The following is a 21370-nucleotide window of genomic DNA, read 5'->3' on the forward strand; positions in this document are numbered from 1 at the left end:
CGAACAGGCGTATCATTGGGGCGTGGCTACGACCTATGACTTTCCGAGTGACCTCCTGGCCGGTCAGGAGGAACTCCATCAGGTCCGGGCCGAGCTGTCGGCCCTGCTGAAGCGGCTGCCCTGGTCGGTGGAGCCGCTGGACGGCTTCAGCGACGACAACGGCTGGCGCAAGGTGGAACGCCCCGCCTCCCCCGGCTGGACCGCCGACGAACAGGCCGAGGTGGAAAAGCTCCGGCAGCGGGAGCACGAGCTCGCGGTGTTCGTGAGCACGCACCGCTACTGGTCCGAGCTCGCCGGCTCCGATCGGGTGGCGGCCCGCTCGCAGCTGAAGCACACACAGCACACGCACGGGGTTGTGCCGGAGGAGACCGGCACAACCCCGTGACGCCCGGCCGTCAGGTCAGCTGTCGCTCTTGCTCTCGCTCTTGCCGAGGAGCTTGTTCATCTCGCCGATCTCGGCGTTCTGGGCGGTGACGATGTCGCCGGCCATGGCCTTGGCGGGGGCGTGGCGGCCCTTGCGCTGCTCGGTCTCCGCCATCTCCACGGCCCCCTCGTGGTGCTCGACCATCAGGGTCAGGAACTGGACGTCGAACGCCTTGCCCGTCAGCCTCTCCAACGCGGCCATGTCCTCGCCGCCCATCATGCCGGGCATGCCGGAGTGGCCCGACGCGGAGTGGTCCATGCCGCCGCCTCCGGTCCCTCCGGGGACCTTCTCGCCCCAGGACTTCAGCCAGCCGGTCATGGTCCGGATCTCCGGGTCCTGCGCCTTCTCGATCCGCCCCGCGAGGTCCTTGACCGTCCCGGAGGAGGACCGGTCCGCGGCCAGCCGCGCCATCTCCAGCGCCTGCCGGTGGTGCGGGATCATGCCCTGCGCGAAGGCGACGTCCTGGGGGTTGTGGGCGCCTGCGGGCGACGGGGTTCCGGCGGGGGCATGGCCACCGGCGTCGCCGTGCCCGGCACCGCCGGCGGCGCGGTCGGCGCCGTCACCGCCACACGCGGCGAGGACGAGGGCCGCGGCGCCCGTCGCCGCCACCAGGGCGGCGCGGCGCGCCAGGGTACGAATGCTGCTGCTCATGCGTGAACTCCTGCTTCTACGAGGAACTGGGGGATCTCGGACACGACGTGTCTAGATCCGCAGAAGCTGGAGCTCGGAGAGGGAAGGCGGGGCCCGGGCACCCTCCGTATCCATGACGGCATACGCCCGAACGGCGCTCTCCCCCTCGTCCACGGGGACCGGGTCGGTGACGAGCGGCGGCACCACCGGCCCCCCGCCCACGGCACCCGACGCACAGGTCGGGTCGGCGTGCTGAACATGCCCGCCGTCACCGCAGTCGCCGTACGGCATGACCTGGGTCCGGGGCTCGTGGAGCACATGACTCCGGGGCACGGCCGCCTGCGAGGCGTGCGCCCGCTCCCCGTGCCCCTGCCGGGGCAGACCACCACCGGGCGCCAGCCCGTGCATCCCGAGCAACCCGGCCAACAGCCCCAGCACACACAGCACATGCCACCGCCGGGCGACGGTTCGCTGAGCACGCTGCCCGGGGCTGTTCACGCGCTCATCGTAGAGAAGGGCCCGGGGCCGGCATCGACCCGGGGCGCACGCGCGTACGGGCGGCCGCAGGCTGTGCGACCGGCTGTACTCCCATCAGGTGAACTCGTTCAGCCTTCTACAACCACGAGGCTCCCCCGGCAGGTCGTACGCACGACACGCAAGATCCCGAGGGGGACCCATGAGCCAGCAGTACCCGCAGCAGCCGACCCAGCCCTACCCGCCGCAGCCCGGTTACGGCGCCCCGGCGCCCCAGCCGCCCAAGAAGCGCGGCGTGGGCAAGATCGCGGGCCTCGGCTGCGCGGGCATCATCGCCCTCTTCGTCATCGCCGCCGTCGCCACGGGCGGCGGAGGCGACGACAGCGGCGACACCTCGAACAAGGACAAGGCCGTCGCCGCCGACGGCAAGCGCGGGGGTGACAGCGCCGAGAAGGCCGGGGCGGCCGAGGAGAAGCCTCAGGCCGAGCAGTTCAGGGACTGCGTCGCCAAGAACGGCACGGAGACGGAGAAGGCGGCGGTCGAACACGTCACGAAGGTGACCGGCGCGGACAAGCGCAACGACATCCTCGACGCCGCGGAGGTCTTCACCGACTTCAGCGGCGGCCTGATGGGCCCCCACCAGGGCGAGGGCAAACTCATCGCCTCCGCGTTCACCTCGTGCTACGAGTCGAAGAACGGCCTCGTCACGGTGTACGACAAGGACGGGGAGCTCCTCGCCAACGCGAACTACTGAGCCCTGCCGACGCGGGACCAACGGCGGAGGCCCTCCAGGTACATCCCTGGAGGGCCTCCGCCGTGGAACTCGGTGTGGTGGGCGCGGACGGTTTCGAACCGCCGACATCCTGCTTGTAAGGCAGGCGCTCTACCCCTGAGCTACGCACCCGGCTCCCGGGCCTCGCGCCCAGGACGAGTCGACAGCCTACATGGCCCGGGGCACGGTCCCGCAAACCCGTTTCGCGGGCCGTGGCGGGTCCCGCGCCTGGGGTTAACCCCACCTCACATCCGGGAGTGACCCGGATCCCCCGGCGGGCCCCCGATCCATACGGTCGTAGAGCGCCCCAGAGCGCCCGTCGTCCGTCCAGGGGGAGATCGTCATGACCACACGCACCGCCACCGCCCGCACCGTCGCCCTCGCCGGTGCCGTCGTGGTGCTCGTCGCCGGGCTCAGCGCCTGCGGGGCGTCCGCCGGGGACGACACGGACCCCGATCACCGGTCTTTCGGCCTCCAGGGCCGCACCCTCACCGTCGACTCCGACGACTCCGCCCTGGAGATCGTCGCCGCCGACGGCAATCCGGCGGGCAAGGTCGAGGTCACCCGGTGGTTCCAGGGGTCGGTCGCCATCGGCAAGGATCCCAAGGCCACCTGGTCCCTGCGGGAGGACCGGCTGGTCCTGCGGCTGAGGTGCTCCGGCATCGTCGTCGACTGCTCCGCCAAGCACCGCATCGAGGTGCCCCGAGGGATCACCGTCAAGGTCAAGGTCGCCGACGGCAGCGTGCGGGCCCGCGGCTTCCACGATCCCCTGAACATCCGCACCGGCGACGGCTCCGTCCGCGTCCAGGACACCACCGGCCCCGTCGAGCTGCGCACCGACGACGGTTCGATCCGGGTCAGCGACACCACCGGTTCCCTGCGGATGCGCACCGGCGACGGATCGATCCGGGCGGACGTCTCCTCCCGCGACGTCCGCACCCACACCGGCGACGGCTCCGTCCGCCTCGAACTCGGCGTCGTACCGGACCGCGTCGAGTCCCGCAGCGGCGACGGCTCCGTGACCATCGTGGTGCCCCGGTCCACCTACCGCGTGACCACCGAGACCGGCGACGGGGGCGTCGACGTGTCCGTGCCCCGCGACGAGACCAGCCCCCATCTGGTGTCCGCCCACACCGGCGACGGCAAAGTGACGGTCCGAACAGCGAACTGACCGGCCCGTGTGTTCGTCCTTAACCGGTGGGAGAATGACACCGGGCAGGGCGGACCACAGCACGGGAGAGGGATGTGACGGCGACACCAGGACAGCCGGACTCGCCGTCGGCGCCGCGCGCCCATCGTGCGCGCGGCGGCACCCCCCGCACCCCCGGCCCGCTGCGCGACACGCTCACCCTGGTCGGGCTTCCGCTGCTGGCCGCGCTGGCCCTGCCCGCCGCCTTCGCCGGCGGGGGCACCCGGCGCTGGTTCGGCGGCCGGGCCGAGAACCAGCGGGCCGAGGCCCAGGCCGCCAAGGACGCCGCCGCCGCGGCCTTCTACGAGCTGGACACCGCCCAGCGCGACCTGCGCATCTCGATCGAGACGATCACCGCCGTCGACGACTCCCCCGCCGCCCGGCGGGCCGTCGCCGACTTCGACGCCCTCGGCAACCGCATCGACGAGGCCAGTCACCGCTACATCGACGCCGTCGACGCCCACGACCTCGACCGTGACGACCTGGAGGCCTCCACCGCCTCCCGCGCCCGCGGCGAGCTGACCGCCGCCAAGGAGGAACTCGACCGGGTCAAGCAGGAGCTCGACCGGTTCACCGACGGCCTCGGCCCCCTCCTCGGCAAGGCCGAGACGCAGCTGGCCCGCCTGGCCCCCGCGGTCGAGCGGGCCCGCCAGGCCCTGCTCGCCGCCTCCAACGCCCTCGACTCCGTCCGGGCGTCCGGTCTGAAGGCGGACGACCTCGCCGCCCGGCTCGCCGCCCTCTCGCCGGAGCTCACCAAGCTGAACCAGGGCGCCGGACAGCACGGCGTCCCGCACACCCTGGAGCGGGCCGAGCGGGTCACCCGCGAGGCGGAGGCGGTCCGCGTGGAGGCCGAGCGGCTGCCGGACCGCGCCGCCGAGATCGACCACCGCCTCGTCTCCCTGCGCACCCGCGCCCAGGCCCTCACCACCCGCTCCGAGCAGGTCGAGCCGACCCTGAGCGAACTGCGCCGCCGCTTCACCGCGGCCTGCTGGCAGGACCTGCAGCACGTCCCCGACGCCGCCGCCGAGAACGTCCGCCAGGCCGAGGCGAAACTGGCCGAGGCCCACACCGCCCGCGGCGCACAGCGCTGGGCCGACGCCACGGCCTTGCTGTCGACCGTGCGGGCCCTGCTGAACAGCACCGACGAGGCCGTCTCGGCCGCCGGGGACCGCCTGCACCGGCTGAACGCCGTGCAGAAGGACCCCCAGCAGGAGATCGACCGCACCCGCTTCGCCATCCGAGACGCCCAGCGCCTCGCCATGGCCGGCCGCAACACCCCCGACCCGCGCCACGCCCGCCCCCTGGACGACGCCGTGGCCCGGCTGGACCGCGCCGTCGCCACCCTGGAGGGCCGCCACCCCGACTACTGGCACTTCCTCACGGAGACCGAAGCGGTCCGCCGGGCAGTGGCCCACGTGGTCTCCGGGATCCGCGAGGAGCGAGGGGCCGGACACTGAGCCCGGCCCCGGCCCGGTCTCAGGTGCGGTAGGCGTAGTAGTACGCGTTCGGGTACGACGCGACGAGGCTCGCCACCGACCTGCGGAGGGTGTTGTTGGAGTGGTAGGTCACGTACGGCACACCGCCGCTCTTGTACGTGACGATCATCGTGTGGTCCTTGGACCCGTCCCGGTCGAAGTCCATCTGGAGGACGTCGCCGACCTCGAGCTGGAAGACGTTGGCGAGCGGCGTGGTCCGCTTGGAGTTCTGGGCGAACCAGGACCACTCGTTGACGCCGACGAAGGAGTCGGACTGGATGTCGGCGTTTCCGAACCACTTGGTGTAGTCGTACACGTAGCCGGGGGCGTGCTTCCAGCCGCCCGCCTTCAGCGACTGGCTGACGAAGTTGGTGCAGTCGCCGCCCGCGCCGTGCCCGTTGAAGTCCGGGTAGTCCTTGTTGTAGACGTTCCAGTACTTCTCGGCGTAGGCCGCCATGGCCTTGTAGTCGTACGTCGTGCCGGTCTTCGGGGCGGCGGCCGGGTTGCGGGTGATGGCCGCGCGCGGGGCGTTCGGCGTGGTGTTGTCGGCGGCGGTGGTCGCCTTGACGGGGGCCGGCTTGGAGAGCGTGTTCACCGCGAGACCGCCCTCGTCGGTGTCGCGGATGCCGGTCAGCCGCCAGTCGCCCTGCCGGTCGGCCTTGAAGGTCAGCTCGTGCCGGGCCTGGAAGCCGGTGGTCTTCGGCGCATTGCCACGCGCCCGGGCGTAGGTCAGCGTCGTGGTCTCGGTGACGTCCGCCTTGGCCGTACGGCCCGTCACCCGCGTGGCGTTCAGGGTGACGGTGGTGCTGGCCTTGCCGTACGTCTCGCCGGCCTTCGCCAGCTGCTCCTTGCGCTGCCCCAGTTCGGACAGCGTGGCGTCCTCGGTGCGGGCCGTGCCGGAGGACAGGGCGACGTCGCCGGAGAAGGCGTCGGTCAGCGGCTTGTCCGCGCCGGCCCGCCCGCCGTCGACCAGGGCGTTGGTGCGGTCGGTGAAGACCGCGTCCGCCAGCCGCTGGAAGGTGGCCTTGGTCCGCGCGTCCACCGTCGGATCGTCGACGACCGCCGCGCCCGCGCTCCAGTTGGGCAGCAGGGCCACTCCGGCGACGACCGAGGTCGCCGCGGCCCCGAGTATCGTGACGCGACGTCGCGTCCCGCTCAGTTTCCGTGATTTCACTGGTGTTTCCCCTCTTGCCCCGGCCAAAGGGTTGCCGGGGTAGGCGATCTTCGCATGGAGTGTGTGGCTGCTGTGAAGGGTGCTGCGGCCGTTACTTTGGCGTGATCACTTCACGACCGTCGACCAGTCGGGCGACTGCGCCGGGTCCAGGCCGCGCAGCCGCTGAAGGGTCCCGGGCTTCTGCACGTCGAGCCAGTCGGCCAGTTCCCGGAAGGACACGCACTTGACGTCCTTCTTGGTGCACATGTCCTTGACGACCTGGTCGACGGCCCGCATGTAGATGCCGCCGTTCCAGTCCTCGAAGTGGTTGCCGATGAACAGCGGGGCCCGGCTGCCGTAGTACACGCGGTTGAAGCCGGACATGTAGGAGGCCACGGTCTCCTGTTCCCACTCGGGGTACTTCGCCGGGTCGCCCTCGGTCTCGCCCTCGGACTGGTTGTAGAGGAAGTTGAAGTCCATCGAGAGGCCCTGGTACTTGCCGCCCTCGTACGGGAGCATCTGCAACGGAAAATCCCAGATGCCGTTCTTCTTGGCGGGCCATATCTGGAAGTCGCCGGCGGAGCTGGCGTCGTAGCGCCACTTGTAGTCCTTGGCGGCCTTCAGCAGGTTCTTCTGTCCCTCCAGGCAGGGAGCGCGGCCGCCGGTGACCTCCTTCCTGATGTCGAACGGCAGCGGGTCGACGTCCTGGAAGCCGGTGTTGGTCTTCCACTTCTCGGTGAACGCGTAGAACTGGTCGATCTCGCTCTTCCACTCCGCGACGCTCCAGTCACCGCCGCCCTTCTTGCCGCAGAAGTGGCCGTTGAAGTGGGTGCCGATCTCGTTGCCGCCCTGCCACGCCTTGCCGAGTTGCTCCAGTGTGGTGCGGATGTGCTCGTCGGTGGCGAAGCTGATCGCCGCCGAGCCCTTGGCGTGCTGGGGCGGGGAGTACAGCTCCTTCCTGGCCTTGGGCAGCAGGTAGATGCCGGTGAGGAAGAAGGTCATGTGGGCGTCGTACTCCTCGGCCAGCTCCCGGTAGTGCGAGAAGAGCGCGTCGTCGCCCTGCAGCGCGCCGTCCCAGGAGAAGACCACGAACTGGGGCGGCTTCTCCCCCGGCTTGAGCGGCACCGGCTTCAACTGGCCCTTCTGCGGGCCGGTGTAGGAGGTGGAGCCGTCTCCGAGGACCTTCGGCTTGCCGTCCCACCGGGGCTCCTGGTGCGGCTTCGGGGAGGTTCCCTTGCGGGCTCCGGAGGAGGCGGTCGGGGTGGTGGTGTCCGAGCGGGTCAGGGCCAGATATCCCCCGACCAGGGACGCGACGACGAGGAGCGCCGCGAGAGTCAGGACCCCCGGGGGCGTGGTGCGGCGGGGTGCGCGGGATCGGCGGCGGCGGCCGGACGGCTGTTTCATGCGCGGCTCATTCTGCGAGGGAGGGGGCGGAGGCCCGGGTGCGGGGTCCTGGGTGGGGGTCAGCCGATGCCGCGGGCACCGGACCAGATGCGGTACGGGACGCTGTCGCCGACAGAGCCCGCGATCCCGTCCAGCGGCAGGGGTTCGAGGCTCTTGGTGAGGTCGATGCGATAGGCCACCACGGCCGTCGACACGGAGTTGGCCGTGCCGACGTACCAGGCGGCGGTGTCGTTCTGCGTGGTACCGGCCTTCCCGGCCACCGTGGCGGTCGTGACCGCCCCCGGGCGGGCGGTGCGGAAGGCGTCCGTGAGGGCGGACTGGACCGCCCCGGCCACGCTCGCCTTCACCGCGCGGCGGGACCCGGGCTCGGTGAGCGGGACCCCGGAGCCGTTGCGGGTGATCCGGGCCACCGAGTACGGCTCGACGTGCTTGCCGGCGGCGGCGAACGTGGCGTATCCGCTCGCCATGCGGATCGCGCTGGGCGTGGCACTGCCCAGGGACATCGCGGGCACCTGCGGACCGAAGCTGGAGGGGAGCAGGCCCGCCCGCTGGGCGGTGTCCCGCACCGTGTCCAGGCCGGTGTCCATGCCGAGCTGCATGAACGGTGTGTTCACCGACAGGGCGAGCGCCCGGCCCAGGCCGATCCGCCCGTAGGACTTCCCGCCGTCGTTGTGGGAGGTGACCTGTTTGCCGCCGCGGTCCCAGTAGGGGCCCTCGGGTGTCCTGACGGCGATGCCGTCGTCCCCGTCGTACAGCGTCTGGGGGGTGACCTCGGCCGCGGCGCCGTCGCGGGTGGTGTGCACACCGTGCTCCAGGGCGGCGGCGTAGACGAACGGCAGGAAGGCCGAACCGGCGGGGACGGTGGTCGCGTTCGACTCGTTGTAGCCCTGCTCGCGGTGGTCGGGGCCGCCGTGGACGGCGAGGATGCGCCCGTCGGTGGCCACCGAGGAGGCGCCGAAGTGCAGGGACTTCGCCTTGGCCGGGTCGTCCTTGCGCGCCTTCTTGCGGGCCTTGTCCACGGCGTCGGTGAGCGCGGTCTCCTGCTTGCGGTCGAAGGTCGTGTAGATCTGGTAGCCGCCGAGGTCGAACTCCCTGGCCGAGAGGTGCGCCGCCTTCTTGGCGTACTGGGCGGCCAGTTCCACGAGGTAGTCGCTCTGCTTGCCGGTGTCGAACCCGGGCGCCCGCTTCAGCGGCTCGGGGAACTCCTTGTAGCGGGCCCGCTCGGCCTTCGACAGTGCGCCGGTGTCGACCATGCGGTCGAGGATCCAGGACCAGCGCTCCACCGCCCGGTCGTGGTTGGCCTCGCTCAGGGCCGGGTCGTAGAGCGCGGCGCCCTTGAGGAGGGAGGCGAGGAAGGCGGCCTCACCGGCGTCGAGTTCGCCGACGTCCTTGCCGTAGTAGGCCTGGGCGGCGCGCTGGATGCCGTAGGTGCCGCGGCCGAACCAGCTCGTGTTGAGGTAGCCCTCGAGGACGTCGTCCTTGCTCATCTCGTTGTCGAGCTTGAGGGCGAGCATGGCCTCGGTGAACTTGCGGCCGACCGAGCGGTCCTGGTTGAGGTAGACGTTCTTGACGTACTGCTGGGTGATGGTGGAGCCGCCCTGGGTCTCCCCCTGGCCGAGGGTGCGCCACACGGCTCGGGTGAGGCCGCTGAAGGATATGCCGGGGTCGCTGTAGAAGCTCGCGTTCTCCGCCGCCAGCACGGCCCCGCGGACGTCCTCGGGTATGTCCTTCAGGGGCATCGCCTGCCGCCGCACCCAGCCGGTGCGGGCCATGGGCGTCCCGTCGGACCAGAAGTAGACGTTGTCCTGCTGGGTGGCGTACGAGTTGAGGTTCTCCGGGATGTCGGTGGCGGCGTAGGCGGAGCCCAGGAGGACGACGCTCAGGCCGGTGAACGTCAGCGCGGCACCGAGCCATTGCCGCCAGGAGGGCGCCCAGCGCCGCCAGCCGGTGCGGTCGGCGTGCGGGTAACGGGGCCGCAGGCGGCGGGCGGCGGATGCGGCGCGGGCGACGAGTCGGGCCGGCCCCGGGGCGGCGGCGGTGAGACGGGTCAGGGGGGAGGGCCGGGGAGCCCTGCGCCGGCGACGCGATCTGTCCGGTGCGCTCCCGTCCTTCGCCGCGCCGGACGCCGTGTCCGCCTGGTCGGTCGAGGCCGCCCCGACGACGCGCAACATCATGGTCTCGTCCGCGTGCACGGAGTCGGGGACCTTCAACTGCATGGTCTCGTCCGGTTCCCGCCCATCCTTCGACACGGCTGCGTCTCCCTCCCGCTTACGGTGGTGCTCGCGCGGAAGGGCTTGGCTGCGGTGGTCGACGGCAGCGATCCCTCGTCATCCCCCGCCTGTACGGCTCCTCGCGCTTTCGAAAGTTATCAGCGGCTTTTACATGTCCTCCACACCGGTACGGCAACAATGGTCAGACGGGTTCACGAAAGGCGGCATTTACGTCGGCGACGATTAATCTGTCCCCATGCCTCGCTACGAGTACCGCTGCCGGACCTGCGGCGACACCTTCGAACTGAGCCGTCCCATGGCCGAGTCGTCCGACCCCGCGGCCTGCCCCTCGGGCCATGACGACACGGTGAAACTCCTCTCCACGGTCGCGGTCGGCGGCTCCGCCTCCGCCCCGGCGTCCGCGCCCCGCGCGAGCGGCGGCGGTGGGGGCGGCTGCTGCGGAGGCGGCTGCTGCGGCTGACGCCCTCCCCCGGGCTTCCTCAGGAACCCTTCAGCTTCGGTTTCCTAGCGTGAGTGGCATGACAGCCATCGCAGCGGACGCCGGGCCGCAGTGGGTCAACGACCTGATGGACGCGCTGGGCGCGCCGGGAGCCGGTCTCGCCATCGCCTTGGAGAACCTGTTCCCGCCGCTGCCCAGCGAGGTGATCCTGCCGCTGGCCGGGTTCGCCGCGAGCAGCGGCCGGATGAGCCTGCTCGCCGTCCTGCTGTGGACGACGGCCGGCTCGGTGATCGGCGCGCTCGCGCTGTACGGGGTCGGCGCGCTGCTCGGCCGTGACCGGACGGTGGCGATCGCGGCCCGGCTGCCACTGGTGAAGGTATCGGACATCGAGAAGACCGAGGCCTGGTTCCTGAAGCACGGCACCAAGGCCGTGTTCTTCGGCCGTATGATCCCGATCTTCCGCAGCCTGATCTCGGTGCCGGCGGGCGTCGAGCGCATGCGCCTGCCCGTGTTCCTGGGACTCACCACCCTGGGCAGCGCCATCTGGAACACGGTGTTCGTCCTCGCGGGCTACTTCCTCGGCGCGAACTGGCACCAGGTCTCGGACATCGTCTCGACCTATTCGAAGGCGGTCCTGGCCGTGGCGGCGCTGGCGGTGGCGGCGTTCATCGCGGTACGGCTGCTGCGACGCCCCAAGGGGACGCGCCCCGAAGAGGCGCGGGGCCGTAACGATCAGCGGCTCCGCCGCGGGGCGCGAACGGCCACGACGGCGCCGCACCCGCACGACGACGACCACCCCACCCGAACGCTCAGGCGCCCCGCACTGCCCCCAGAAACTCCCTCAGGATCCGCTCCCCGGCGAGGACACCCCGGTCGGGAAGCGCCCTGAGCGAGGGAGCCGTGAACCCGGTGTCGGCCAGCTCTCCGTGTCCCGGCCGCCAGCCCCGGTCGGCCGCGAGGAGCAGGTCGGCGTCGAGCAGGGAGTCACCCGCGGCGAGCGTGAGATCGGCACCGGTCCGCCGCGCGACCTCCCGCATCGCCGCGCTCTTCGTGAGGGGCTTGGGAACGGCGTAGATCTTGCGGCCCTGGAGGGACACGGTCCAGCCGCGGTTCTCCGCCCACACCGCGAGTTCCTTCACCCAGTCCTCGTCGAGCAGCTCGCGCTCGACGACGAGATAGGCGAAGAGGTCGTCGGCGACGCGCTGCTTGCGCACCCAGACCGGGTCGGCGGCCCGCAGCAGGTGCTCCTGCACCTCGGCCAGGGGCGCGCACTCGTCGGCCAGCCGCGCGGTGACCTGCGCGTGCCAGTCGGGGTCGGAGACACCGTCGACCAGCAGATGCCCGCCGTTCGCGCAGATCGCGTACGTGGGCTCCGGGCCCGGCAGGTTGATGCGCTGGTACTGCTTGCGCGTCCGGGTCGTCGTCGGCACGAACACGGCCGCGTCGCCCAGGTCGGTGAGGAGCCGCGCCGCCGTCTCCGTCATGTACGACAGCGGCTTGCTCTCGTGCACCTCCACGCACAGCAGCCGGGGCGCCCGCGCGTCCGGCATGGTGAGCGCCAGCGCGGCGGCGGAGTAGATCAGGGTGCGATCGAGGTCGCTCGCGACGAGGACGGGCATCAGACCGACACCGCCTTGCCGTCGGCGCCGGTCGCGCCCCGGGTGTACTTGGGGTGGATCAGGCCGACGCAGGTGTAGGGCAGTCCGTCGACCTCCTCCACGGGCACGCCGCGTTGCTCGGCCAGCAGGCGCACGTGGTCGAGGTCGCTGCCCGCCCCGGCGCGCGCCAGCACCTTCCAGGGCACGCGGCGCAGCATGACCCGGGTGGTCTCGCCGACCCCGGGCTTGACGAGGTTCACGTCGTGGATGGCGTACTCCTCGCTGATGCGCTCGACGGCGGCCCAGCCCTCCCAGGTGGGTGAGCGGTCGGTCGCGAGCAGTTCCTTGGCCTGGGCGCACGCGGCGTCGGCGACCTCGGGGAAGCGGGCGGACACGGCGTCCAGGAAGGCCACCGAGACGTCGGTGCCGGCGAGTTCGCGGTAGAACTTGGCGCCGTGGAAGTCGTCCGGGCCGACCAGGTCCGCGCGCAGCACGGTCCGCGAGATCAGGCCGGAGACGGTGGAGTTGAGGCAGGCGGAGGGGATCAGGAAGTCCTCGCGGGTGCCGTAGGTCCGCACGCAGGAGCCCGGGTCGGCCAGGACGGCGATCTCGGGGTCGAAGCCGGTGATGCCGTCGGACTTCTCGAACTCCTCCAGGGCCTTGGCGAGTTCGCGGGTGATGGCGCCCTTGCCGGTCCAGCCGTCGACGAAGACGACGTCCCGGGGGTCGTGGTGCCGGGCGAGCCAGCGCAGCGCGTTGGCGTCGATGCCCCGGCCGCGGACGATCGACACGGCGTAGTGCGGCAGGTCGAGGCCGTGCCGGTGCTGGGCCCAGCGGCGCATGAGGATGCCGACGGGGGTGCCGGCGCGGGCCAGGGAGACCAGCACGGGGCGCGGGGACCGCTCGGCGAGGACCGTCTCGGTGACGACGCCGGCCGCCTGGGCGATACGGGCCGCCGAGTCCTCCAGCGCGGCGTGGAACAACTCCTGGTACTGCTCGCTCGGCTGGTACTCCACGGGCAGCGACTCCGCGTAGTGCGCGCCGCCGCTCTGGATCGCCTCCTCGCGCTCCTCGGTCGGCGCCTCCAGCGTCACGTCCGAGAGGTCCTGGAGCAGCCAGCCGACCTCCTCGGGCGCGTACGAGGAGAAGGCGGGGCCGCGGAGGGGCTCGGGCAGCATGGAGGGCCTTTCGGGGGCGTACGACGGTATGACGGCGAGCAGGACCCGCGGGGTGTGCGCGGCGAGGCGGGCCAGCAGACCGTCGGGCGCGTGCAGCGCGGGGGTGTCCCCGGCCGAGTCGACCACCGCGACGACGGCGTCGAATCCGGCGCCGGCGACGTTGTAGGCGTACCGCTCGCCGGGGCCGTCGGCGGGGTCGTCGTGGGCGGGGAAGGCGAGGCGGGTGCGTATCGCGTAGCCGGGGTCGTCGACGGCCAGGACGGGTGAGCGGGTGGTGGTGGAGTAGCGGACCTCGATGCCCGTCACACGTTCCAGCTCCCGGGCCAGCCTGAGCGGCGCGTACATCAGCTCTTCGAAGCCGAGGATGTGCACGCGGCGGGCGTTGCGAGGCAGAGCCTCGACGATCCTGGCCGCCATCGCGGGCAGGGCGGCCTCCAGCCGGGCGCGGTGAGCGGGCGTGAACCCGTGCCGGGCGCCGTCCGGCAGGTTGGCGGGCCAGTGCAGGTCGATGCGGGTGGTGTGGGGGGCGGTGCCGTTGTCGTCCGGGTGCGGGCCGGTGGGGGCTGGTCGCGCAGTTCCCCGCGCCCCTGAAAGGGGCGCGACCGGCCACGACGGCGCCGCACCCGCGGGCGAAGCCTCCCCCGCGGTCTCCGACTCGTACCGCGCCACGAGCTCCTGCCCCTTCTCCAGCACCCCCTCGGGCAGCCGCACCGTCCCCCTGGCAGCCGTCACCAGATCGACCCGGGCTCCGATCTCCTCGGCGAGATCCGCGAGGCGACTCGCATCCGCCGCGGACCGCATGTCCACCAGCGCCACCACGACATACCGCCGCCGCGGATACCGCTGATGAAGATCGCGCACGGTGTTCAGCACCGTGTTCCCCGTGGAGAACTCGTCGTCGACCAGGACCAGCGGTCCGTCACCGCCGAGCAGCGCGGGATCCTCCGGCAGCAGCAGATGCGAGGTCGCGTGGGAGTGGGCCTCCTCGAAGCCGCCGGCCGCCGCGACACCGGCGACAGGACGGCGGGTGGAGTGCAGGTAGGGGGCCAGGCCCAGCCCGTCGGCGACGGAGTGGCCGAGACCCGTCGCGGTCTCCGCGTAGCCGAGGACGACGGCCCTGCCCGCCTCCTCGGCACCCAGCAGCTCCCGCACCCGGCGGCCGAGCTCGACGCCGTAGCCGTAGACGACGGACGGCGACTGCGGCACATGCTTGCCGAGCACGTTCGACACCAGCAGATGGGCCCGCTTGGGGTTGCGGCGCAGCGCCAGCCCCAGCAGGCCGGTCAGCGGGTCGTCGCCGACGAGCTCGACGCCGAGCCGCTCGGCGACCCAGCTGCCGGACCAGACGCGGTCGCCCTCGTCGCACACCTGATGCTCCCCCTCGTTCACTGCGTTCTCAGCCTTCTCCATGGATCCCTTGCGTCGTGCCGTCAGCCCGGCAGACCCGCCGCCAGCAGTTCCACGAAGCCGATGTCCTGGTGCGCCACGCCGAAAACCTCGGCCCGCAGCAGGGTCCGCTCGGCCCAGGCCCGGTGCGGCTTCACCTCGTTCATCTTGTTCGTGTACGCCGATCTCAGCACACCCCCGCCACCGCGCTCGGGCCGCAGGATGTCCTGGGCGTCCGAGAACTCCTCGTGACTGACGACCGACAGGGCGTGCACCGGCAGCACGTGCGAGGGGTGGATGCAGGTCTTGCCCAGCAGGCCGTTGGCATGGTCCAGGGAGATCTCCCTCAGCAGGCCGTCCATGGCGTGCTCAATCAGCTTCTCGCGCAGTTCCGCGGCCTGCACCTCAAGGAAGGGGCTCTGCCGCAGCTGCGGCTTGAACATGCGCTCCTGGACCCGGAAGTACTCCCACACGGGCCCGGTCACGGTGAAGCCGGTCCCGTCGGCGCGGCCCAGCATGTTCACCACGTCGGCGATCACGGAGGCGACGATCTGCACGTCGTAGGCCGTCATGTCGGGGCCCCGGCGCAGCCCGTAGGAGGAGCAGAAGTCCGTCACGCCGAGGCGCAGGGCGAGGACGCGCTCGCGGTACTTGTCGATCGCCCGGGAGATGCCCTCCAGGGTCTCCACGCGCGACTCCCGGTAGAGCAGCTCCGGGGACTCCAGCACGGGCATGGCGAAAAGGCGACGGCCGCTTTCGGCCTCGGCGGTGGCCAGGGCCTCCAGGAAGGGAATGCCGCGTTCCTCGGTGAACTTGGGCAGGACGAATCCGGACAGCTGCCGGACGGCGGGGCCGAGGCGGCGCACCAGGTCGGGTATCTGCTCGGGGGTGCGGACCCGGATGAACAGCAGCGGCAGGTCGGCGTCCGGGAGGTCGTCCAGGGCCGTCAGCTGGCAGACGAGGTTCTCCTCGCCGGGGCCGACGTCCGCGTCGTCGATCGAGTCCTCCAGGCACAGCACCATCGACACCACACCGCGGCCGGCCTGCTTGAGGACGTCGTCGGCGAGGCGTGGCCTGGTGGCCGGGCTGTACAGCGTGGCGCCCAGGGCGGCCGCGAGCAGCCGGGCCGGGGAGTCCGGGGTGAACACGCCCGGCTCGCGGAAGAAGAGACGCTTCCGCACCTCAGGGGCGACGTGCCCGAAATGACGCATGAAAGTCCCCCGTGGTGGTGGTGCGACCTGCGAATCGACGAAAGGTGGCCGGTAATAGTACGTAGATGTCCGTGTCAGAGGTTCCCATCAGGCATGAATTTCAGGTAACGCGGGCAATCACAGCCAGTACCCAGCCCTGACAACCGTAGTCCGAGACGGCGGTCGGCGCCGCTCGCGACCAGGGGCCCCCGCGTTGTCGTGAGCAGGACCGAGCAGGCAGGATGACCGCATGACGCACGCCATGCTGAAGGGGTCGAACGTCCCGCTGGAAGCCACCACGGTGCGCGCCGTGCTGCGCTGGACGCCCGGGCAGGGGGTTCCGGACGTCGATGCCTCCGCGCTGCTCCTCGGCCCTGACGGCCGTGTGCGCTCCGACGAGGACTTCGTCTTCTACAACCAGCCCCGGCACCCGGCCGGAAAGGTGTGGCGGCTCGGCAAGAAGCGGGTCGCCGAGGGCCTGACCGACACGATCCAGACAGAGCTCACCGGTGTCGAGTCGGAGGTCGGCCGGATTCTGCTCGTCGCATCGGCGGACGGCGTGACGTTCGACCGGGTGCAGGCCCTGCGCATCCTGCTGTACGACGCCGCGGACACCGGCGCGGAGGCGCTGGCGTACTTCGACGTCAAGCCGGAGACGGGCGAGGAGACCGCGCTGATCTGCGGCGAGCTGTACCGGCGCGGGGACGGCTGGAAGTTCCGGGCGCTCGGCGAGGGCTATTCGAACGGACTGAAGGGGCTCGCGACCGACTTCGGCATCTCGGTCGACGAGTCGGAGGGGCTGGAGGAGGCGACCACGACGGTCCCCGCTCCTCCCACCACGAACACGCCCGCGCAGCCGACGACCGCCGGCCCCGCACAGCAGTCCCCCGAGGTCTCCCTGCCGCTGCCCCCGGAGCAGCCGACCGCGGCGCCCGCGCAGCCCGGGTACGGGTACCCGCAGCAGCCGCCGGCGACGCAGCCGGCCTACGGCTACCCGCAGCCCACCGGCCGGCCCACGTACGGCTACCCCCAGGCACCGGCCGCGGCGGGCGCCGCGGGGGCGCAGACCGGCTACGGCTACCCGCCGCCGGTCTCGGCGGTCCCCGACCCCGACTTCCGTCTGCCCCCGCAGGGACCGCAGTTCATCGGGCGCTAGGGTCTGCCGTTTGGATCAGGTCGGCTGAGAGACTGCGCCCTTCGGCCGCGAGGCGGGTCGCACCGGGGCCGCGCGGTCAGCGGTCGACCTTCGTCTTGTAGCCGCGCCCCCACTGCAACCCCCACCCGTACAGCCGGTCGAGCTCGGCCTGGAAGCCGTAGACGAACTTCGCCTCGCGGCGGACGACGATCTCGTCCTTCACCTTCTCGATCATGACGACGGCGCAGGAGCGGGCCTGCGGCTGGCGTTCGTCGAGGTGGACCTCGATGCGGGGGCCGCTGCTCGGATACAGGGTCACGCTGGCGTGCGTGCGGTCAAAGGCGGGTGTCTGGTCGTAGATGTAGACGAAGACCAGCAGCCGTTTGATGCTGTCGCGGTGGTCGAGGTTGATGTACATCGTCTCGCCGGACCCGGAGCCGAACCGGTCGTCGCCGCTGAGCTTGACGTACGGCGCGGCGTTGGCGTCGCCGTAGTAGCCGCCGAGGGGCTGGACGACGCCCTTGCTGCCGTCCTGGAGTTCGTAGAGGCAGCCGAGGTCGAGGTCGACGTTGACCATGCTCTGGCTGTGGCCGACGACCTCGGGGGGCTTGAGCGCCCGGAAGGGATGGCGCAGCAGGCTCTCGCGCTGGGAGCCGCCGATGTCGGACGTGCGCATCCGCCAGCTGAGGTTGACGCGCAGGTGGCCGGTGGCCGCGCCCTGCTTGGTGAGTGATATCTGCGCCCGCCGCTTGGTCAGTTCGATCGCGTTGGTCGACGCGTCGCCCGAGTCGAACTGCACATCGCCGCGCCGGAGTCCGTCGAACAGGCCCATTCCGCCCCCACGTTCACTTGGAGACCGTAGGTCATCGCCCGTACCCACGGCCCATGACGACCGAACGGGGCGGCCGCCGAGGAGTCCTCGGTAACCGCCCCGCACAGAGCGTTCCTCACCCGGAGGGGTGTCACACCCCGGACGAGACCTCAGTCTTCTCGTCCGAGCCGGCTTTTCCCTCGGCCGCCGCCAGTGCCTTGTTGCGGCGCACGGAGGACCAGAAGGAGGCGGCGATCAGAATGACGCCGATGGAGCCGGTGATGAACTCGTTGATCTCGTACTGGATGGTGACGAGGAGGACCATGGCGAGCGCGCCGATGGCGTAGTGCGCGCCGTGCTCCAGGTAGACGTAGTCGTCGAGAGTGCCCTCGCGGACCAGGTAGACCGTCAGCGACCGGACGTACATGGCGCCGATGCCGAGGCCGAGGGCCATCAGGACGATGTCGTTGGTGATGGCGAAGGCGCCGATCACGCCGTCGAAGGAGAAGGACGCGTCCAGGACCTCGAGGTAGAGGAACATGAAGAAAGCGGCCTTGCCGGCCAGCGTGACGGCGGAACGGGGCTTGCCGCTGCGCGCGGCCTCTTCCTCCGCCTCGTGCTCACGCTCCTCCTCCTCTTCGAGCTTGTCCTCGAAGTAGCCGGAGAGACCACCGACGATCATGTACGTGATCAGACCACCGATACCGGAGAGAAGGACCGTCTCCGCCTTGTCGACGTGGGCACCGCCGTGCTGGTGGGCGTTGGCCGCGAAGGTCAGCGCCGAGATCAGCAGGACGACCAGGGCGATGCAGACCGACAGCATGTCGACCTTGCCGAGCTTGGCCAGCGGGCGCTCCAGCCAGGCAAGCCACTTGATGTCCCGCTCCTCGAAGATGTAGTCGAGGAAGATCATCAGCAGGAACATGCCACCGAAGGCGGCGATCGCCGGGTGGGCGTCCGTCACCAGTTGCTGGTACTGCTCCTTGTCGTTCAGGGCGAGGTTGACGGCCTCGATCGGGCCCATCTGGGCGCTGATCGCGACGATCACGACGGGGAAGACAAGCCGCATGCCGAAGACGGCGATCAGGATGCCGACGGTGAGGAAGATCTTCTGCCAGAAGGCATTCATCTTCTTCAGGATCCCGGCGTTGACCACCGCGTTGTCGAAGGACAGCGAGATCTCGAGGACGGACAGGATCGCGACGATGCCGAGCGCGCTCCACCCGCCGAACAGGACCGCCGCGACCAGGCCGAGCGCGGTGACCGCGAACGACCACCCGAAGGTTTTCAGAACCACTGGCTACCCAATCGTGTGTGTACGGGGCTCCCCCGCGCCGTACCCGGCTTTACGAACTTTTGAAGCCGAAGTCTAGTCGTCCCCCCGCGGCACCCCACTGGGCCCCGGATTTTGCTCATAACGCGTTATGAGACGTTGACCCCGAAGTCCAGCGCGATGCCCCGCAGCCCCGACGCGTACCCCTGTCCCACGGCCCTGAACTTCCACTCGCCCTGGTAGCGATAGAGCTCGCCGAAGATCATCGCGGTCTCCGTGGAGGCGTCCTCGCTGAGGTCGTAGCGGGCGAGTTCCTGGCCGTCGGCCTGGTTCACCACGCGGATGAAGGCGTTGCTGACCTGGCCGAACGTCTGGCCGCGCTCGTCGGCCATGTGGATCGAGACGGGGAAGACGATCTTGTCGCACTGCGGCGGCACCTTCGGGAGGTCGATCAGGAGCGACTCGTCGTCGCCGTCACCCTCGCCGGTGAGGTTGTCACCGGTGTGCTCGACCGAGCCGTCCGGGCTCTTGAGCTGGTTGTAGAAGACGAACCACTCGTCCCCGAGCACGCGCCCGCTGCTGCACATCAGGGCGCTGGCGTCGAGGTCGAAGGGTGCTCCGGTGGTGGAGCGCGCGTCCCAGCCGAGCCCGACCATCACCTGAGTGAGGTTCGGCGCGGCCTTGGACAGGGAGACATTGCCCCCCTTGGCGAGCGTGACGCCCATGATGCTGTCCCTCCCCTTGGGGCCACAGGCCCGGTGGTGTCACTGAGGTGGTCCTGCGCGTCCGGCGCCGCACGTAAACCGTGCGGCGCCGGACAAGAAGACCTTTCGGGCCCCGTCGCCAGGGCCCTTCAGGTGGTTCAGACGTTCACGCCGAAGTCCTGCGCGATGCCGCGCAGGCCGGAGGCGTAGCCCTGGCCGATGGCGCGGAACTTCCACTCCGCGCCGTGCCGGTAGAGCTCACCGAAGACCATGGCGGTCTCGGTGGAGGCGTCCTCGCTCAGGTCGTAACGGGCGATCTCCGCCTCGCCGGCCTGGTTCACGACGCGGATGAACGCGTTGCGGACCTGGCCGAAGGACTGCTGGCGGGTCTCGGCGTCGTAGATGGAGACCGGGAAGACGATCTTCTCGATCTCCGGCGGGACGGTCGCGAGATTGACCTTGATCTGCTCGTCGTCACCCTCGCCCTCACCGGTGATGTTGTCACCGGTGTGCTCGACGGAGCCGTCCGGGCTCTTGAGGTTGTTGAAGAAGATGAAGTGCTGGTCGTTGCCGACCTTGCCGGAGTTGTTCAGCAGCAGCGCGCTGGCGTCCAGGTCGAAGTCCGTGCCGGTCGTGGTGCGGACGTCCCACCCCAGACCGATGATGACCGCGGTCAGGCCCGGCGCCTCCTTGCTCAGCGATACGTTGCCGCCCTTGCTGAGGCTGACTCCCACGAGTCCTCCATTGGTGTCCAGGGGCGGATGCCCCGTTGTGCTCGGATGTCGGATCAACGAGTCGATCCTAGTGACGGGTTCCCGCCCCACCCAGGCCCTGAAGCCCGGATTTCAACGGGTGTCGGGCGCATGCCGCCCGACCGGCGTCACAGGGAGTCGAGCGCCTTCACGTAGTCGTTCAGGTCGCGCGCGTCCGGCAGGCCGTTGACGACGGTCCACCGCACGACGCCCTCCTTGTCGATGACGAAGGTGCCGCGCACGGCGCAGCCCTTGTCCTCGTCGAAGACGCCGTAGGCGCGCGAGACGTTGCCGTGCGGCCAGAAGTCCGACAGCAGCGGGTACTCCAGGCCCTCCTGCTCGCCGAAGACGCGCAGGGTGTGGATGGAGTCGTTGGAGACGGCGAGCAGCTCGGTGTCGCGGTCGGAGAACTGCGGCAGGTGGTCGCGCAGCTCGCACAGCTCGCCGGTGCACACGCCGGTGAAGGCGAAGGGGTAGAAGAGCAGCACCACGTTCTTCCGGCCCCGGAAGTCGGACAGCCGCACGGCCCGGCCGTGGTTGTCCTTGAGCTCGAAGTCGGGGGCCTTCTCGCCGACCTGGATCGCCATCGCTGTGGGTGTCCCTTCGTGGGGCTTTTCGGGTGAGACCACCCTACGCAGACACCGGCGCAGGCCGACGGGCGGGCCGACAACGCCGGCCCGCCCCGCCGTACGACTAGCGCTTGGACTTGGCGGCCTTCGGCGTCGCCAGCCGGCTGCCACTCCAGTCCTTGCCGACGCTGACGCTCTTGGACGCCGTCAGACCCGCCGTGGTGGCGGCTTCCGAGATGTCACTCGGCTCCACGTACCCCGAACGGCCGGTCTTCGGCGTGAGGAGCAGGATCGCGCCGCCCTCTTCGATGTACGTGGTGGCATCGACCAGCGAGTCCGTCAGGTCGCCGTCGTCGTCACGGAACCACAGCACAACGGCATCGGCCACGTCGTCATAGTCCTCGTCCACCAGGTCGGCCTCGATGATGCCCTCGATGGCCTTGCGGAGCTCCTGGTCCACGTCGTCGTCGTAGCCGATCTCCTGGACCACCTGCCCGGGCTGGAACCCCAGCCTGGCGGCAGGGTTCGTCCGCTCCTCCGCGTGGTCCGCGGTCGCGCTCACGGGTTGCCTCCTGATCATGTT

The 21370-nt window shown here is 70.7% G+C and carries 21 protein-coding genes and 1 tRNA gene; 7 read left to right on the plus strand and 15 right to left on the minus strand.

What is annotated here, in order from left to right:
• Nucleotides 1-22: 22 nt before the first annotated feature.
• The gene (locus QOL88_RS11675) at nucleotides 23-385 is read left to right on the plus strand and encodes a DUF8825 domain-containing protein (RefSeq protein WP_097216376.1); all 363 of its coding nucleotides are present in this window, start codon (nucleotides 23-25) and stop codon (nucleotides 383-385) included.
• A 15-nt stretch (nucleotides 386-400) separates the two neighbouring features.
• Here the strand turns inward: QOL88_RS11675 and QOL88_RS11680 are convergent, their stop codons facing one another.
• Both QOL88_RS11680 and QOL88_RS11685 read right to left on the minus strand, forming a co-directional pair.
• A complete protein-coding gene (locus QOL88_RS11680) occupies nucleotides 401-1075 on the minus strand; it encodes a DUF305 domain-containing protein (protein WP_097216377.1) in 675 nt (224 codons plus the stop codon).
• A 51-nt stretch (nucleotides 1076-1126) separates the two neighbouring features.
• On the minus strand, nucleotides 1127-1552 hold the full coding sequence (locus QOL88_RS11685) for a DUF6153 family protein (RefSeq protein WP_257027719.1): 426 nt from the start codon (nucleotides 1550-1552) through the stop codon (nucleotides 1127-1129).
• 178 nt (nucleotides 1553-1730) lie between these two features.
• On the opposite strand from QOL88_RS11685, the gene QOL88_RS11690 reads away from it, so the two are divergent.
• A complete protein-coding gene (locus tag QOL88_RS11690; protein WP_097216379.1) occupies nucleotides 1731-2282 on the plus strand; it encodes a hypothetical protein in 552 nt (183 codons plus the stop codon).
• Nucleotides 2283-2357: 75 nt separating this feature from the next.
• Here the strand turns inward: QOL88_RS11690 and QOL88_RS11695 are convergent.
• Nucleotides 2358-2432, minus strand: a tRNA-Val gene (locus QOL88_RS11695).
• 211 nt (nucleotides 2433-2643) lie between these two features.
• On the opposite strand from QOL88_RS11695, the gene QOL88_RS11700 reads away from it, so the two are divergent.
• Both QOL88_RS11700 and QOL88_RS11705 read left to right on the plus strand, forming a co-directional pair.
• Complete coding sequence (locus QOL88_RS11700) at nucleotides 2644-3471, plus strand: DUF4097 family beta strand repeat-containing protein (protein ID WP_097216380.1); 828 nt, start codon at nucleotides 2644-2646, stop codon at nucleotides 3469-3471.
• 74 nt (nucleotides 3472-3545) lie between these two features.
• Complete coding sequence (locus QOL88_RS11705) at nucleotides 3546-4946, plus strand: coiled-coil domain-containing protein (RefSeq protein WP_097216381.1); 1401 nt, start codon at nucleotides 3546-3548, stop codon at nucleotides 4944-4946.
• Between the two features lie 19 nt (nucleotides 4947-4965).
• On the opposite strand, the gene QOL88_RS11710 is transcribed toward QOL88_RS11705, so the two are convergent.
• The 3 genes from QOL88_RS11710 to QOL88_RS11720 all read right to left on the minus strand — a co-directional run bounded on the left by QOL88_RS11710 (nucleotide 4966) and on the right by QOL88_RS11720 (nucleotide 9737).
• Nucleotides 4966-6138, minus strand: a complete 1173-nt coding sequence (locus QOL88_RS11710; RefSeq protein ID WP_097216382.1) for an amidase domain-containing protein — start codon at nucleotides 6136-6138, stop codon at nucleotides 4966-4968.
• Nucleotides 6139-6243: 105 nt separating this feature from the next.
• Entirely contained in the window at nucleotides 6244-7521 is a 1278-nt protein-coding gene (locus tag QOL88_RS11715; protein WP_097216383.1) for a polysaccharide deacetylase family protein, read from the minus strand.
• 59 nt (nucleotides 7522-7580) lie between these two features.
• Entirely contained in the window at nucleotides 7581-9737 is a 2157-nt protein-coding gene (locus tag QOL88_RS11720) for a transglycosylase domain-containing protein (protein ID WP_179879102.1), read from the minus strand.
• Nucleotides 9738-9987: 250 nt separating this feature from the next.
• Here QOL88_RS11720 and QOL88_RS11725 point away from each other — a divergent pair, with 250 nt between their 5' ends.
• Entirely contained in the window at nucleotides 9988-10212 is a 225-nt protein-coding gene (locus QOL88_RS11725; RefSeq protein WP_097216384.1) for an FmdB family zinc ribbon protein, read from the plus strand.
• A 58-nt stretch (nucleotides 10213-10270) separates the two neighbouring features.
• Entirely contained in the window at nucleotides 10271-11080 is an 810-nt protein-coding gene (locus QOL88_RS11730) for a DedA family protein (protein WP_097216385.1), read from the plus strand.
• Here the strand turns inward: QOL88_RS11730 and QOL88_RS11735 are convergent.
• From QOL88_RS11735 to QOL88_RS11745, 3 genes are read right to left on the minus strand one after another with little or no spacing between them, the layout of a single operon-like run.
• Nucleotides 11001-11810 carry an HAD family hydrolase gene (locus QOL88_RS11735; RefSeq protein WP_097216386.1) on the minus strand — a complete coding sequence of 270 codons (810 nt, stop codon included), beginning with the start codon at nucleotides 11808-11810 and terminating at the stop codon, nucleotides 11001-11003. The two genes, QOL88_RS11730 and QOL88_RS11735, sit on opposite strands and share 80 nt — an antisense overlap.
• Nucleotides 11810-14377: a phosphoribosyltransferase gene (locus QOL88_RS11740; protein WP_283445889.1), complete on the minus strand. Its 2568-nt coding sequence runs from the start codon at nucleotides 14375-14377 to the stop codon at nucleotides 11810-11812. The genes QOL88_RS11735 and QOL88_RS11740 overlap by 1 nt, the downstream gene beginning before the upstream one ends.
• Nucleotides 14378-14397: 20 nt before the next feature.
• A complete protein-coding gene (locus QOL88_RS11745) occupies nucleotides 14398-15564 on the minus strand; it encodes an HpcH/HpaI aldolase/citrate lyase family protein (RefSeq protein ID WP_097216387.1) in 1167 nt (388 codons plus the stop codon).
• Between the two features lie 229 nt (nucleotides 15565-15793).
• On the opposite strand from QOL88_RS11745, the gene QOL88_RS11750 reads away from it, so the two are divergent.
• Nucleotides 15794-16699 (plus strand): TerD family protein, encoded by a 906-nt coding sequence (locus QOL88_RS11750; RefSeq protein ID WP_097216388.1) that lies wholly within the window; start codon nucleotides 15794-15796, stop codon nucleotides 16697-16699.
• A 76-nt stretch (nucleotides 16700-16775) separates the two neighbouring features.
• On the opposite strand, the gene QOL88_RS11755 is transcribed toward QOL88_RS11750, so the two are convergent.
• The 6 genes from QOL88_RS11755 to QOL88_RS11780 all read right to left on the minus strand — a co-directional run bounded on the left by QOL88_RS11755 (nucleotide 16776) and on the right by QOL88_RS11780 (nucleotide 21349).
• Nucleotides 16776-17510, minus strand: coding sequence for a TerD family protein (locus QOL88_RS11755; RefSeq protein ID WP_097216389.1), 735 nt, complete (start codon nucleotides 17508-17510; stop codon nucleotides 16776-16778).
• Nucleotides 17511-17640: 130 nt separating this feature from the next.
• On the minus strand, nucleotides 17641-18786 hold the full coding sequence (locus tag QOL88_RS11760) for a DUF475 domain-containing protein (protein WP_097216390.1): 1146 nt from the start codon (nucleotides 18784-18786) through the stop codon (nucleotides 17641-17643).
• Between the two features lie 125 nt (nucleotides 18787-18911).
• The gene (locus QOL88_RS11765) at nucleotides 18912-19487 is read right to left on the minus strand and encodes a TerD family protein (RefSeq protein WP_030836941.1); all 576 of its coding nucleotides are present in this window, start codon (nucleotides 19485-19487) and stop codon (nucleotides 18912-18914) included.
• A 137-nt stretch (nucleotides 19488-19624) separates the two neighbouring features.
• Nucleotides 19625-20200, minus strand: a complete 576-nt coding sequence (locus tag QOL88_RS11770) for a TerD family protein (RefSeq protein ID WP_030836938.1) — start codon at nucleotides 20198-20200, stop codon at nucleotides 19625-19627.
• A 146-nt stretch (nucleotides 20201-20346) separates the two neighbouring features.
• On the minus strand, nucleotides 20347-20805 hold the full coding sequence (locus QOL88_RS11775) for a peroxiredoxin (protein ID WP_097216391.1): 459 nt from the start codon (nucleotides 20803-20805) through the stop codon (nucleotides 20347-20349).
• A 106-nt stretch (nucleotides 20806-20911) separates the two neighbouring features.
• Nucleotides 20912-21349 (minus strand): DUF3052 domain-containing protein, encoded by a 438-nt coding sequence (locus QOL88_RS11780; protein ID WP_031104104.1) that lies wholly within the window; start codon nucleotides 21347-21349, stop codon nucleotides 20912-20914.
• Between the last annotated feature and the right edge of the window lie 21 nt (nucleotides 21350-21370).

The sequence above is a fragment of the Streptomyces sp. Ag82_O1-12 genome (genome assembly GCF_900182715.1).
Taxonomy (GTDB): domain Bacteria; phylum Actinomycetota; class Actinomycetes; order Streptomycetales; family Streptomycetaceae; genus Streptomyces; species Streptomyces massasporeus.

Coding starts and splice junctions, on each gene's coding strand:
- QOL88_RS11720 (WP_179879102.1), bottom strand. CDS start 9,737: ATGCAGTTGAAGGTCCCCGACTCCGTGCACGCGGACGAGACCATGATG.
- QOL88_RS11745 (WP_097216387.1), bottom strand. CDS start 15,564: ATGCGTCATTTCGGGCACGTCGCCCCTGAGGTGCGGAAGCGTCTCTTC.
- QOL88_RS11725 (WP_097216384.1), top strand. CDS start 9,988: ATGCCTCGCTACGAGTACCGCTGCCGGACCTGCGGCGACACCTTCGAA.
- QOL88_RS11775 (WP_097216391.1), bottom strand. CDS start 20,805: ATGGCGATCCAGGTCGGCGAGAAGGCCCCCGACTTCGAGCTCAAGGAC.
- QOL88_RS11700 (WP_097216380.1), top strand. CDS start 2,644: ATGACCACACGCACCGCCACCGCCCGCACCGTCGCCCTCGCCGGTGCC.
- QOL88_RS11735 (WP_097216386.1), bottom strand. CDS start 11,810: ATGCCCGTCCTCGTCGCGAGCGACCTCGATCGCACCCTGATCTACTCC.
- QOL88_RS11755 (WP_097216389.1), bottom strand. CDS start 17,510: ATGGGCCTGTTCGACGGACTCCGGCGCGGCGATGTGCAGTTCGACTCG.
- QOL88_RS11765 (WP_030836941.1), bottom strand. CDS start 19,487: ATGGGCGTCACGCTCGCCAAGGGGGGCAATGTCTCCCTGTCCAAGGCC.
- QOL88_RS11740 (WP_283445889.1), bottom strand. CDS start 14,377: ATGGAGAAGGCTGAGAACGCAGTGAACGAGGGGGAGCATCAGGTGTGC.
- QOL88_RS11730 (WP_097216385.1), top strand. CDS start 10,271: ATGACAGCCATCGCAGCGGACGCCGGGCCGCAGTGGGTCAACGACCTG.
- QOL88_RS11690 (WP_097216379.1), top strand. CDS start 1,731: ATGAGCCAGCAGTACCCGCAGCAGCCGACCCAGCCCTACCCGCCGCAG.
- QOL88_RS11750 (WP_097216388.1), top strand. CDS start 15,794: ATGACGCACGCCATGCTGAAGGGGTCGAACGTCCCGCTGGAAGCCACC.
- QOL88_RS11680 (WP_097216377.1), bottom strand. CDS start 1,075: ATGAGCAGCAGCATTCGTACCCTGGCGCGCCGCGCCGCCCTGGTGGCG.
- QOL88_RS11715 (WP_097216383.1), bottom strand. CDS start 7,521: ATGAAACAGCCGTCCGGCCGCCGCCGCCGATCCCGCGCACCCCGCCGC.